General features: G+C 53.9%; 9 protein-coding genes. All 9 read right to left on the bottom strand.

Going from position 1 to position 13,558, the window contains the following annotated elements; translation table 11 throughout:
• Positions 1–59 precede the first annotated feature (59 nt).
• The 9 genes from ACW9HX_RS21925 to ACW9HX_RS21885 all read right to left on the bottom strand — a co-directional run bounded on the left by ACW9HX_RS21925 (position 60) and on the right by ACW9HX_RS21885 (position 13,466).
• On the bottom strand, positions 60–608 hold the full coding sequence (locus ACW9HX_RS21925) for a hypothetical protein (protein WP_457382218.1): 549 nt from the start codon (positions 606–608) through the stop codon (positions 60–62).
• An 82-nt stretch (positions 609–690) separates the two neighbouring features.
• Positions 691–1,116, bottom strand: a complete 426-nt coding sequence (locus tag ACW9HX_RS21920; protein ID WP_457382217.1) for a hypothetical protein — start codon at positions 1,114–1,116, stop codon at positions 691–693.
• Between the two features lie 101 nt (positions 1,117–1,217).
• Positions 1,218–1,613 (bottom strand): DUF6911 family protein, encoded by a 396-nt coding sequence (locus ACW9HX_RS21915; protein WP_457382216.1) that lies wholly within the window; start codon positions 1,611–1,613, stop codon positions 1,218–1,220.
• Positions 1,614–1,648: 35 nt separating this feature from the next.
• Positions 1,649–1,921, bottom strand: a complete 273-nt coding sequence (locus ACW9HX_RS21910; RefSeq protein WP_457382215.1) for a hypothetical protein — start codon at positions 1,919–1,921, stop codon at positions 1,649–1,651.
• An 866-nt stretch (positions 1,922–2,787) separates the two neighbouring features.
• Positions 2,788–3,423: an SMI1/KNR4 family protein gene (locus ACW9HX_RS21905; RefSeq protein WP_457382214.1), complete on the bottom strand. Its 636-nt coding sequence runs from the start codon at positions 3,421–3,423 to the stop codon at positions 2,788–2,790.
• Between the two features lie 3 nt (positions 3,424–3,426).
• Positions 3,427–3,618, bottom strand: coding sequence for a NucA/NucB deoxyribonuclease domain-containing protein (locus ACW9HX_RS21900; protein WP_457382213.1), 192 nt, complete (start codon positions 3,616–3,618; stop codon positions 3,427–3,429).
• Positions 3,619–3,917: 299 nt separating this feature from the next.
• The gene (locus ACW9HX_RS21895; protein WP_457382212.1) at positions 3,918–4,211 is read right to left on the bottom strand and encodes a hypothetical protein; all 294 of its coding nucleotides are present in this window, start codon (positions 4,209–4,211) and stop codon (positions 3,918–3,920) included.
• 401 nt (positions 4,212–4,612) lie between these two features.
• Positions 4,613–5,260: a hypothetical protein gene (locus tag ACW9HX_RS21890; RefSeq protein ID WP_457382211.1), complete on the bottom strand. Its 648-nt coding sequence runs from the start codon at positions 5,258–5,260 to the stop codon at positions 4,613–4,615.
• Positions 5,250–13,466, bottom strand: a complete 8,217-nt coding sequence (locus tag ACW9HX_RS21885) for a two-partner secretion domain-containing protein (RefSeq protein WP_457382210.1) — start codon at positions 13,464–13,466, stop codon at positions 5,250–5,252. Before ACW9HX_RS21885 ends, ACW9HX_RS21890 begins: the two co-directional genes overlap by 11 nt.
• Positions 13,467–13,558 lie beyond the last annotated feature (92 nt).

Genomic DNA, 13,558 nt, shown 5'->3' with positions numbered 1-13,558 from the left:
AAAACGCCCCGAATCTATCGGGGCGTTTTCATTTCGCATTCACATACAAATTCAGCAGATCAGCTCTTCACCGGAATGCGCTGCTCGGGCTGAGTAACGTCATAGACGTGCTGCTCGCAACCGTCGCCAACAAACTCGAACTCCACCAGATAGGCTTTGCCGCGCTCTGGCATAAACGAATTGTTCAGTGGCCCGCAGGTACGGAGAACCCCGCTGCGAGGGCCATTCGCATAGCCCAACACTTCAATTGTCTTATCGGCATCGGCCTGGGTTTCCAGTTGCGGGAAACGTTTGGCCACTGCGCTGTTGCCCACTTCGTTGAGCTTGGCAATCCAGCCGAACACCTTGCCTCGCCCCGAATCCACAACGGTTCCCAACACTTCCATGCGGCGGTCGGGATCGTCTGCACGACGGATCGAAAACTCTACAGGGATCGTCGAGCCCGACGCTTTCATCACAACCTTGGCGTGCTGCGCATCGACCGCCACCGCATTCTGATGCAGCAGGACACCGTCTTTCAGCAGACTGGGAGAAGAATCCCGAACGTTGGAATGGCAACCTGCAAGCGCGATTGCCAAGGTCAAAGTGACGAGTGCAGGTTTGTTCACGTATGAATCTTCCCTAATGAGCGTAACAAGACGGAGGTGATATCAAATATTGGCGCGATACTAGATGGCCACTATTTTGTCGTCAATCGTTCGATTCGGCGTGCTGATGATGCTCATTTGAATAGGCTCCAGGATCCAGTTCAACCATTCGGATCTCGATACCCAAATCAATCACACCATTTCGAACTGACAGGCTGTCATTTATTTCTGCAACACTGAATCCACACCCGCCGCAATCAAAATAAAGCCCTATACATCCTGCTTCGATTCCCGGAATTTGATACTCAAAAATACGGCGAATCTCTTTTCCGATAAACATATCCAGTTCCGAAAGCGACACAACAGGGTAATCGATATGTCCATCCACAACGCCGGCCAATTGAGCTTCGCACTCCGGCACATTGCAAGAAACAATAGCGACGCCTTCGCCAATACTCAGAGAATTCCAGCCAGACGTGCTGAGCTTGAAGAAAAACAATAACATTTCACTAACCAGTTCTCCTTCCATATAGAAAGAGCGTGCTCGAAACACACAAAACTTGCCATTTAAAAGCATTGAAAAACCCAAGCAAGACCTAAATTCAAGAGAGTGACATTATGCCGACAATGTCAACACATTAGATCCCGCGATACCTGACCACTATCAAAAAGCTGTCTGAACACTTCAACCACAATCTCAGAGTCCAAACAAACCATCGAACTATCTACAAGCTCCCCTTGCACATGAAGCTTCTTGAGCACATTCTCATTTCCGGAAAATACTCTAACATCGTACTCATTACCATCATCCACCCCCAGAGTAAGAACATACTTTCCTGCATCCGCAATCACCTGCAGCGTCAAGAGTTCAAATCCGGCCAATTCATCAACATCCATCGTTACGCTTCCCGCGTCTCGACAGGACTTCTCCAGGTACGTCAAGACATCACTCCACAATGGATCTCTTAACATGCCACCTTTACATGATCGGCCAAAACCTACCACCCAAGATAAAGACCGTCGCATATTTCCCTCTCGCTAGCTAAAAAGGAGACAGATTATTAATCAAGCAAGCCCATCCCACCTACACCAAACTCGATAGAATCAATAATCTTTTGTAGTTTAACCGGATCTGCAGCCCCGCCAAAAAAGTACTCATTCCCTCCCAGATCCTTTAGATCGTCCGGAACGCCTTTCCAATAAAGTACAAAAAACCTCTCATCCAATACTTCTTCTAAAGCTCCGCCATCTTGAAATGTCGAAACTCTAATGCACGGTCCATAAATCTCGTCGACGCAAACTAATATCCGCTCACCGGTTTTCGAGTCAATCATCTCTTAAGTCCCACTTAAAGCTGTCGCCCCCTCCAAGCCGAAGCGCAGACCTTGGAATAGTTTTTTGGGGTTCCCTCAGAATCTGCCCCCCTTTTCTCACTTACTCTTTGACCCCACTCAAAAGCTCCTGCACTAAGATTGGCGACAATCAAATAAATCCGCCCCCTTTTTCGTCCCCTTTTCCAGAGTCACAGATCATAAAATCAACTTAATGCAAAACCTATAAAAAGTTACGGATTTATTAAATTAAATAACCCGCACCTTTTCCTAATCTTAAAAAACACATCCAACTAGACTGAAAACCTTTTTGAATAACGCTCCTCTAATCTTTCAGCAGATCTTAAAACACTGCCTCCTTCGTCCGGAAAGTAGTCAGAGTACACATCAGCTGCAATTTTCATAAGGAAAACGTAGTCACACACCGGGATGCTTGAAGTCTCCAATTCGCCCAAAAATAAACTGACCTCATCAAAACCTTCTGGATCATCCCAGTCCTGATCAAGGGAGTAAAAAAGCCTTCACTCACTGAAAATCCATACCCCCGCGAAGCGTCGTGAATAAACGCTGGAAAATTAGTCTTCCCTCTAACTATAGCAGCCTCTATCAAATGGTAAAGATCTTCATAATCTAAACCAGTTGAAGAAAACGAATACTTGAGACTCTCAAGCCAAACCAAATTATTCATCATTTTGTCCTCGGCGGCATAGTAATAAATGAATTCGTTATCTCTCCATTCTTGCCATTGAAACGAAAGGTGAAACGAAAGGGGACGGATTTATTAACCCCCCTTTGCTCTTGGATAAAAAAGAGAGGGATTTATTTAACCAGGTAAATCCGCCCACTTTTCTTCGCTAGTTCTTTTGCCATCAACCATCAAAATTGAAACTAATTCCAGCACCATCCGGCAAGTTTTTAATTTGATTGGCTATATTAGCTCTAGATTTCATTCCTTTTACGGCGTCAGCCAAATACAAATTTTCCAATACAAATTCGCCCCCTAGAATGAACGGCACCTTGGGTAACAAACGCTTCGCAGCAGGAAGTTTACCGTTCTGCTCTTGCCACTGATGCGCTAACGGATACCCCGTAAGCACCTCATAATCACTCAGGAGAATCTGTGCCCAGCTTTCAATATCATCAGCTAAAAACTCCACTCCCCCCGTCTCCGGGTCAAAAGTATAGATTTTGTTATCTTTTATGCAGCATTGCCCACCAAAAACATCTTCAGCAAAAAAAAGGCACCCGTCAGCCATACCCCTGTAGTCACTGCGCCATAGAACGCTCTCATTCCAATCAACCATACCAATTTCGTGCTGATTCGACTGTGCTGGAAAAACATGCAATGCACTTTCCAAAGCATAAAAACCATTACGTCTACATAACATCCCAAAAAGTTGATCCGCCAGAACTCCCGCCACTTTACGAGAGTGCTCACATATTTCCGGCTCACGCTCGCTCAAAGATGGACTTGCGTTTAATAGCAACTTCTCCAAATTGGTCATTTTCTAATCCACCACATCTATTCGAACCTTCGCTCCGTTTGGCAACTCTCTGCATTGAGCACCAATACAAGCACCTGCCCCACGATTGTCACTAGAGTTGATATGCCTTACAGACGCCCCTTCACCACCTTCTTGGAACATAGCAGGTGGATACTCATCACGATCAAGCCCAGGCTTCGTTTCAATACCGCGCAAGGAGTCACGCCTAAAAGTCAATAGTGGACGAATTTATTAAATCAAATAAATATGTCCTCTTTTCCTGGTCCTCTTTTCCTGACGGGTGTTGTCGTTGTGGTGACTGGGGTTAGAATATTGGCGTAGCGGACGCGGCTCGACCTCTCAAAAAACTTTAGTGAGGTTGGAGCTCGCGTTGCGATACGAGGTATACCAACAAGCACAGGCTTTGGACTAGATTTGTGGGGATCCTTCAGGATCCGTCCCCTTTGATTGCCCTTTGATTTTTTTCAATTCCATTGCCCCCTTTCTTCTATTTTTCACACTTCGTAACCCGCCTCCCTCATTTTCCTAAGAACTGTTTCATCAAGTTGCTGATCAGAAGTACCTCTAATCGACTTGACACTTTTCCAATGCCAAATGACAGAAATAACTTTGTCATCCAAACGATCATATTCCTCCAGAAAAGCCTCTGCCAAAGCATACTTATCCAAATCATGAACGGTTTTCAACATCATGTTAAACACTGCGCTTGGCAGCTCTCCGTCCAGTATTTTCGAGAACAGACGCCTATTTTCCGAAAGTGACATAAGTGGTGTATCCGTCTTCTTCAATTTTCTCGACCTTCGTGAAACCGTACTATTGGGATAGCGTACCGGTCCAGGTGTTCAGAGCAGCATTTTCTTGCGAAATTCCATTGGCGATATTCTGACGATACTGAGCAGTATTCACACTGTCGGTTCCCGTCTCCCACGCCCACAAAATCGATGACAACATCAAACAAGTTTAATTTGATTTCACGAACACAAACGACACTCTTTGAGAGTTTCACTTCTTGAATTGCCACACAAAACAACCCAATTGTGTAATGGTCAAACTCTTCGTTCAAAAACCGCTCAAATAAATTTTTCTCATAAAAAGCCTCACAGCGAAAAAGCCGTAAAAGCTCCAAAGAGGACACCAAAAAAAAGGGGACGGATTTATTAAATAAAATCTGCCCCCCCACTTTTCTCACTTACTCTTTGACCCTGCTCAAAAGCTCCTGCACTAAGATTGGCGACCCAATTGATACAACCCCCCGTTCAGGATCATCAAACTCACCCACCATTTTAAACAGCAGACCTTTCTCTTCACAGATCAAGCAGTAAAAATCCAAGTCCTCACTTGCAATTCCAGACCAAGGCATAGATAGAGCAATATCGGCTCCTGTATCGCTAGGCAGCGCAACTATATAACAGCGGTATCCAGCCGAAATCGTATCAACGACAATTCGAGCAGGTAACTCTGACAACCGTAGAGCACCGTAGAACTTTAATTTCCCATCAGCTTCTACCGTAATATCTTTCAAATCAGTCGCTTTAGGCATTTCAACTCCCTGTAACTTCAGTGCCCCCCACAATCCTCGATAGCGGATAATTCTCGTGTCTGACTGCCATGCGGAGCTACCTACCAATAGCCAAATTTCATACGCCGGTAACGACCTTTTAATAATTTTAGCAATAAACTCTAATACAAAAACACAAGACTCACTCGATGTGCTTTCGACCAAAAAACTGGCAGCAGATAGCACATCTTTGACCTTCCCACTTTCTGGTCGAATATTAAGCACTTCGTTATCAACAGAGATATCTGGTGTACTAAAAATTTTAACTTCAGTAGTCATAGTGATTTCCAGACTCGTCATTGAAATGAGGACCTCGATTTTGAGGGTCTCCAGCGCCGTAATCATGCCCCCCCGCGTCATCACGAATTCTTACTGTCCGCGTACCACCACCCGATTGAGGAACCTCAAATTCATACATAGTTCCCGGCTGAGGATCACCCCGTTTATCGACATTCTGTGTTATCCGAGAAGGTTGCTGGCTTGTCGGAATGCCTGATTGACGTTTGGCTTCATTAAATGCACCACCTCTTCCCGCCCCGACAGGCGTCCAGTTCTCTGGGGGGGTACCTTTTTCAGGTGCTCCTTTTGTATCAGTCGAACCTTTCCCAGATCCAAAACCTGGAATTGCACCAGCACCAACCTTGACTATTTCCGCGCCAATTTTGGTGAAGAAACCTCCGCCTTCCGAGTTTACGACTGCGGCCATTGAGTTGGTAGATCGTAAATTTCCTTCTTGAACCTCTCCGACCCAAGCAGCAACCGACTTGCCCTCATGCCTTAACTGCGCAATCAACGCAGACAATTTTTCGTCATCACCCACCAAGTCACGTGAAATGGTCTGGCAGGTTTCGATGGATTGCTTACACAATTCATCTCGCTCAAGCTCTCGCAAAGCATTGAGGTCATCGTATTTCTGGCGAACGGCCTGCTTTTCTTCATCCGTGGTTTTGCTGTCCATTTCCGCCAGCATCTCTTTCACCTCACGGTGATAGAGATAGTTGTAGGTCGTAGCATTGCTGGCGATGTTGGACCCGAGCTGAACGTTCCCTCCTACCGCCGCAGCCCCGATGAGACCGGTTAGCTGCGAAAGCATCACGTGTAAATCGTCGTTCCCATTTGCAAAGCCAACCAGTGCATTCATTGCCGCTTCATTCAAACCAGCAGCCGCCGCCCCGGTGGCAAAATCCCCTCCCAGCGCTTGGGAAATCGCTCCCCCCATCAGCGCATGCGCTACGACTTTTACAACACCGCCTTCCGGAAACTTGACGGTGTTGTCACCGATCCAATTGAACCCGGTCGCCATCCCAACGGTGCCCGCCTCACCCACGAGAGCAGAGCCGAAGTTGCTCCCGAAGCTGCCGCCACCAGTAACAGTGGAAATGCCACTCGTTATGACCGCTCGACCCGTTGTCCGAATCGCAACATCGGTAAAATTGGAACTGGTGAGAATGTTCGCGTTCTTGACGCCCCCCGCGGCGGCGTCGAACCAGTGCTTGTCCCCGTAATCGAGCACGCCCGCCGTAATACCGGCAATAGCGGCGTTCTTGAGGCTGTCTGCACTGAAAGTTTCCTTGAAAGCAGCGCCCAGGTTCCCCTTGTTGCTGATGGCGCTAGTCACAGCCGTGGTTGCCAGACTCGTGGCAATTGCACCAGTGGCGCCACCGCTCACTAACGCCAACCCACCTGGCCCCATGACAAACGACATCATGATCGCAATGGCGATTTGTGCTGCCGGCCCGACCCCCGAGTTGTCATATTTGAACGACTCGTGAATCTCCTTCACCAATCGCCAATCAACATCCCCCCGCGCTTCAGCCTGCTTTAACCACGCCAACTGCGGATCCGCCTTGACCATCGCATCAATGGTCTGGCCGACGGTTTGCTGGTTCACATCCTTGATATCAATCTTCAGCCCATCAACCGCCTTGATCACGATGTTGCCCTTGGCAATCATCTGGGTCTGGCGCAGGGTTTCGTCGGTGTTGCCGCGGCCTTTGGCGGATACCCATGCGGCGTTGTTGTTGGTCTTGGTATGGCTCTCGTCATGCAGATCCTTCACCCCTTGAAAGGTGATGGAGCCGCCGCTGTCCAGAATGATGTCCTTGCCGCTGTCGAGCTTCGCCACCTGATAGGTCTGGTCGCCCTTGCTGACCAGCGAGAGGTTGCCGCCGGTCTTGATCTCGGTGCCAACGTGGGTGATCTGGGTGACTTCGTCGCGCTGCAGTTTCAGGTTGCCGAAACCGCCCTTCTCCTTCATGTCGTAGAGGGTGTAGTCCTTGTTCTGCGCGGCCAGCAGGTTCAGGTCTCTGCCTGCGTAGACGTAGGCTTCATTGCCCGCGCTGATCTTGCTCGCCACCAGCGTGGTGTCGCGGCCGGAGCTGGTTTTCACGTTGCCGCCGGCGATGAACTCGGCGGCTTTCTGGACGGTGTGGTTGTCTTCTTCGTGAACGCGTTTCTTGCCGTCCTTGCTGTGGGTTTCGACGTTGTGTTCGTCGCCCGCCGAGGACAGGTAGATGTCGCGTTTGGCGTCGGCGGTCAGGTTGCCCTTGGCCTCGGCGGAGCTGGCGATGACGTTGAGGTCGCGGCCGGCGTCGAGCTTCAGGTTGCCGCCACTTTTCACGCTGGAACCGAGGTTTTCCACGGTGGTGGTGATGACTGAGCGATGACCGCCCTCAAACGATTCGTGCAGTTCGCTTTCGTTGCGCGTCGCCAACAGGTTGATGTCGCGGGTAGCGCTCAGGCTGGCGTCGCCGCCGCTGCTGATGGACGACGAGTTGACGAGGTCGCGGGCCGATTTGATGGTCAGCGTGTCGCGAGCGCTGATGTTGCCGCCGTCGTCGACCAGGGTGCGCATGCCATTACCGTCGCGTACGGCGACCGCGGTGCGATCGTTGACGATGTCGCCCTTGAGGCTGGTGAGGCTGACCTGATTGCCACGGATTTCACCGGCCAGCGCATTGCGGATGCTGTCGGTGGCGAGCAGCGTCAAGCGCTCGTTGGCCTCGACCAGGCCACCCTGATAGAGGCTGCCTTTGGCAGTGACCGACAGATCCTTGGTGGCCTGCAACGTACCGACGTTGACCAGATCGTTACCCGCAATCATCTCAAGATCGCGACCCTGAATCAGACTGCCACCCCGCACATTGCGGGACTCGGCCTGGGCCAGATACAGCACCGGCACCAGCACTTTCTGGCCGTCGACGATGCGCTCTTCCATCCACACGATGTCGTGGGTCAGTGCCGCAACTTGCTCGGACGTCAGGCTCACGCCCACGGACAGGTTCAGCTCGTTCTTGCTGGCGAGCGCGTTATCCATCAGATAACGGAACTGTTCGTAGTCGTTTTTCAAACCACCAGCGAGGAAGCGCTGACCGGTCTGGGCCATCACCGCATCGCTGATCAGTCGCGTCTCGTAGCGGCCATCGCCAAGGCGGCGAGCCGCTTCATCGGCGCTGAAGTTGAGCTTGCCCAGCAGGTAATCGGAACTCATGAACGGTGCGGACTGGGTCAGCTCCGGGTTGGTTTCGATCAGGTAATGGCTCTGCGGATTCGAGCTCTGCACGAACAAGCCGTAGGGGCCTTTCGGCAGACGGAACGTCGAAGACGCCGTCGGATCGACCGCGGCAAACGGCACGCCCTTGAAATCGACAGGCACGAAGCTGATCTGCTTCACGCCATCGGCGTCGATACGCTCGATCCGGGTGACATCTTTTGGCGCCTGGGCGCTGGCGTCGGTGCTGTGCTTGCCCAGGTTGATGTTGATGCCGCCGACCGACGTCGTCTGGTCGCTGGAAAGCTTGCCGGTCAGTTGATCGTAGGTGTTGTCGTAGAGCGTGCCGTTCTGGATGCTGTGAGCGACGTCCAGTTTGACCTTGCCACCGGCCTGAAGCACCGCCGAGTAAACGTTGTTGCCGTTTTCATCCCAGGTGGTGACGTCGCTGGTCTGCGCAAACCGCGAGTCGCTGGAGCGGCTGACCAACTCGTTGAAGCGTTCCTCGTCGAAGTTGCCCGCTGCAGTCGCGGCGTTGAACGCCGGGATATCGATGAACTCCATCTTGTCCCAGAGGCTGTTGTCGATGTGCCCTGGAGTACCGATCTTCACCACCCGATGGCCCGAGCGCGACACTGCACCTTGGTTCAGCAGGTTGTCGGCCGTCACGGTCAGATCGCCGTTCGCGGCCAGCAGGCTGTAGCGGTTTTCGACGTTATTGGCGTGAATGGTCAGGTTGTTGCCAGCGACAAATCGTGCCGCGCGCGAGTCCTTCAGGACCTTGTCGTTGAACTCGGTGTTGATGGTGATGTAACCGCGTTTCCAGCCGTCACCGCCGCCGCAGTGCTGAGCACAGACCCAACTCAGGCTGCCGGACGACTGCCCCGAGGTCATTTCGAATTCAGCCTTGGCGTTTTCAAACGAAACGGCATTGATGTCGATATCACCTTCGCCTTCGAGGGTGCCCGACAGGTTGCTGAACGACGACGCCCGACCGCCGCCCACGGCGTTGAAGGTCAGTTTGCCGCGACTGTAGATATCGCCGTAGTAGTTGCTCAGGCTGTTGCCGTGCAGCTCCATTGTTCCGCCGCTGAACAACAGAGTGTCAGGGCCGTTGCTGATGCCGTTGGTGGCAGTGAAGAGAAGATTACCTTGTGCGCCCAGCGTGCCTTTGTTGTCGATCCGTGCAGCGGAGACCGTGAGGTTCTGGTTGGCAATCAGTCGACCCAGGTTGTCGAGAGTGCCGCGCAGGGTCAGCTCGGTGTCACCACCGCTGACCAGGCGACCGTCCTGCTGAATCAGGTCATTGGCGTCGATAACGAGTTTCTGTTTAGCGGACACACGCCCGCTGTTGATCAGGTTGCCGCCGAGGGTCAGCGTAAGGTCGCCGTCAGTGGCCAGTTCACCGGCGTTATTCAGACTTGCGACGTTGAGCTTGAGTGCCGAAGTACTGGCGATGCGATCTCCGACATTGAGGTTCAAATCCTGCGCGCTGGTATAGGTCAGGCCGCCATTCAGTTGCCAGGTGCCCACGCCATTGACCGACGCGATATCCCAGACGCCGTTGCCCAGACCGGTGAGGCTGCCTTGAGAGCCGTTCAGGTTGGTCAGGTCCAGATCGAACAGCCCTTTTGCAGCGTGACGAACGCTGCCGCTGAGGTTGTTGAGCTGGGCGCCGGCCAGTTCCAGATCCTGGCTGCCGATCTCGATGACGCCGTTCTGGTTGTTCAGGTTGCCGTTCAGTTTGAGCTTGCTGGAGGCGCCGCCCAGTGCGCGAATCTGCCCGCCAGCGCTGTTGTTCAGTTGGCCGCCGGTCAGTTGCAGATCCGTCGTGGACTCGATCAGACCGCCCTGATTGAGAATCTGACTGACCGCTTCCAGCCCCAGGCGATTGCCGCTGATCTCGCCACCCGCGTTATCCAGGCTGGTGCCCTTGAAAATGACCTGATCCTTGCCGAAGAGCTTGCCGGCATGGTTGGTCAGGCGTGTCACCGTCAGTTGCAAATCGCCCAGCAGGCTGGAAATCAATCCGGCCTTGCCATCGACTGCGCTGTTGTCGAGGTCGGCGCTGGTAATGTTCAGGGTGTCGGCCTGCAGCGTACCGCCCTGGTTCTGCAGGCTGCCGGTGCCCAGTGCCAGTTCTGCGTGGCTGCCATTGGCGAGGATCACACCCTGCTGGTTCAGCAGGGTGCTACCGACGATTTTCAGGCCATCGCTACCGGCAACGATCTGACCCGCATCGCGGTTGTCGATGGACGTACTGGCGATGTCCAGACGTTTACCGCGCAACGTGCCGCCGCGGTTGTCGAGTTCGACCAGTTGCTCGAGCATCAGATGTTGCTCGCCGGCGTCGACTACACCCGTGACGTTCTTGAAAACACCGGCGATGTTCAGCGCAATATCACCGCCCGTGCCGACGATGCCGCCCTTGTCGCTGTTGTTCAGCTGTGTGGCGTTGACTTCGATGGTTTTGCCGAGCAGGACACCGGCACTGTTGTCGACCGTGTCGCTTTCAATGTAGAGGTCGGCGTCGCTCTGGATCCGGCCCTTTTGATTGAGCAGTTGCGACTGACCGGCAACAGCGTGCTTGAGAATCAACCGGGCGCCGTCAACACCCGCCGCCAGCAGACCGCCCTCGCCGTTATCGAGGCTGGCGGCTTGCAGGTTGAGGCGATCGCCGATCACCCGCCCGCCACGGTTGTCGATATGGCCATCCCGAGCGACCAACAGCAATTGTTGAGCAGCCACCACACCTTTGCGGTTGTCGACACTGCCGGCGTGAACATCCACGTCACCTTGACTGGCTTGCAGTCGGCCCAAGGCATTGTTCAGGTGCTTGTTGACGACCAGCGTGAGCTTGCCGGTTTCGGCGCTGACCGTGCCGTTGTCATTGCGGGTGAGATTGTCCAGCGTCGCGTCGACAACACCGCCGAGCAGTTGGCCGTTGGTGTTGTCCAGATCGCGTGCGGTCAGGTTCAGGGTCGTATTGCCCTGAATCAGGCCTTGGGTGTTGTCCAGGTCTTCGCTGGCCAGCACGCTGGCATCGGATGAAATCGTGCCCTGGGTATTGTCGAGTTTGCCGCGACTGGTGACCTCAAGGGTTTTGCCGGTCAGGCTGGCATTACGGTTGTCGATGCTCTGGGCCGCGACGTTCAATCGATCCGAGGCCTGAACCTTGCCATCGTGGTTATCGAGGTCCTGATCCAGTGTCAGGTCAACCTTGCCGTTTTCGGCACTGATGACCCCTTTGTCGCTGTTATCCAGCCGGGTGCCGGTGATCCGGATCGAGTCGGCCGCCAATGTGCCGCCCTGATTGAACAACTCGGCGCCCGACACAACGAGGTCGGTCTTTGCCTGGATCTTGCCTTTGCCGTTGTCGAGACGGTCGCGGGCGACGACTTTGGTTTCGTTCTGGCTGGCAGCAATCAGACCGCCAGCGTTGTCGAGTTGTCGGGTATCGATATCCAGACGTCCGGCAATGATTTTGCCGTCGTCGTTATGCAGCGCCCGCGCATTGAGTTTCAAGCTGCCGCCGGCGATTTCGATACGGCCCTTGCGGTTGTCCAGAGTGTCGACGGAAAGTGTTGCTGCCTGGCCATCGGCGAAGCGGATCAAGCCGCTGAGGTTGACGATGGCCGGAACGTTGAACGCCAGGCTGGTCTCGCCGTAAATGCGCGCGTCAGACCCTTGGTTGACCAGGCGAGTGGCGCTCAGCGTGACGTTTTTGGCCTGGACGATACCGTTCTGGTTATCGAACACACCGGCAGCCCCCGCACTCAGGGAGCGGCTGGCCAATACGCTGCCACGGTTGCTCACTGCGCCGCTGTTGATGGCGACATCACCCGTGCTGTTACGGCTGTTGTCCGCGTTCACCCCGGCTTCGATCACGCCGGCGTTGGTCAACGTGCCGCCGCTGGTCAGGCGAACGCTGTCCCTGGCGGCCAGACTTTGCTGGTTCACCAGATCCTGCGCGGTCTGCACGGCCAGTTGAGTGCCCGCGTAAACGGCCTGCTGCGCTTCGAGACTCTTGGCTTTGATGTCGACCGCGTTGCTGGCCGTGACTTTGGCCATCGTCAGTTGGCCATTGGCGTCGATCTGGATATCGCCTGCGCTGGCCGCCAGTTCGCCCGCCAGTTTCACGCCGACACCCGCCTCGGTACCCACCAGTTTGATCGCCCCGGCATACATCCCGCCGAGTGCCGAGGAGTCGATTGCCAGTTGCGGTTTGGCGCTGCCATCGTCGGCCCGCGCAGTGGCGTTGAGCGTGTCGGCGTTTACATCGTTGCGACCGGTGGTGATGTTCAGGCGCCTGGCGTGAATCTGCGCGTTGATTTGCGCACTGCGGGTGATGATTTCAAAACTGTCGACAGCGCTGGCATCCAGACCTTTGCCATCGATGGAGATTCTGCCCTGATCGACCTGAAAACGATCCAGACGTCCCGCACCATCCAGCACCGGTTTGCCGGTGGTCAAGGTCACACGCGGCGTGTTGATGAAGCCGCACCCGTTACAGCTGATGCCGTACGGGTTGGCCACGATCACACGCGCCGACTGCCCTGCCACTTCGGTGTAACCGCGCAACTGGCTCGGACTGCCGCCGTTGACTTCATTGAGGATGGTTTGCGCAGCCGCTGCGCGCAGGTTCGGGTTACCGAGAATGATCCCGCCCATCTGCGTCAGCTGAGTACGACCGGTCGCGTTGTTGAGGATGACGCCTTGGGCATCCACGTTGTAATCGTGGAACTGGTTATGCGACAAGCCGCTGGCGTTGGGCGTAGCGATGTTGATGATGGGCACGCCGTTGCCGGCCCGGTCGAGCGTGGTGCCGGGCGCGCTGACCACGATACCGTCCGCCTGCGCCCACATTGGCTGCCAGAACATGACGTTGGCCAGCAGGAACGCCAGCCCACGTTTGGGCATACCCCAGAAGTGATCGCGTTTTTCATAGGCAGCAGAAGGCTGCCTGGCCAGGAAGGCCAGGTGGCGGAAGTTCATATCAGAATCTCAAAGCGGGCAAAAATTAAATGAAGAAGTCCAGGCGGAAGTAGATCGGCGCTTCGCGCTCGGTCAGCGCGGCCGGTCGTTCC

It is taken from the genome of Pseudomonas sp. SDO52101_S400 (genome assembly GCF_054071635.1).
This window is presented reverse-complemented; position numbering and strand designations above follow the sequence as displayed.

What these genes read in the sequence shown, in the direction of transcription:
- ACW9HX_RS21905 (WP_457382214.1), bottom strand. Translation starts at nt 3,423, where the DNA reads ATGACCAATTTGGAGAAGTTGCTATTAAACGCAAGTCCATCTTTGAGC.
- ACW9HX_RS21915 (WP_457382216.1), bottom strand. Translation starts at nt 1,613, where the DNA reads ATGCGACGGTCTTTATCTTGGGTGGTAGGTTTTGGCCGATCATGTAAA.
- ACW9HX_RS21910 (WP_457382215.1), bottom strand. Translation starts at nt 1,921, where the DNA reads ATGATTGACTCGAAAACCGGTGAGCGGATATTAGTTTGCGTCGACGAG.
- ACW9HX_RS21885 (WP_457382210.1), bottom strand. Translation starts at nt 13,466, where the DNA reads ATGAACTTCCGCCACCTGGCCTTCCTGGCCAGGCAGCCTTCTGCTGCC.
- ACW9HX_RS21890 (WP_457382211.1), bottom strand. Translation starts at nt 5,260, where the DNA reads ATGACTACTGAAGTTAAAATTTTTAGTACACCAGATATCTCTGTTGAT.
- ACW9HX_RS21920 (WP_457382217.1), bottom strand. Translation starts at nt 1,116, where the DNA reads ATGGAAGGAGAACTGGTTAGTGAAATGTTATTGTTTTTCTTCAAGCTC.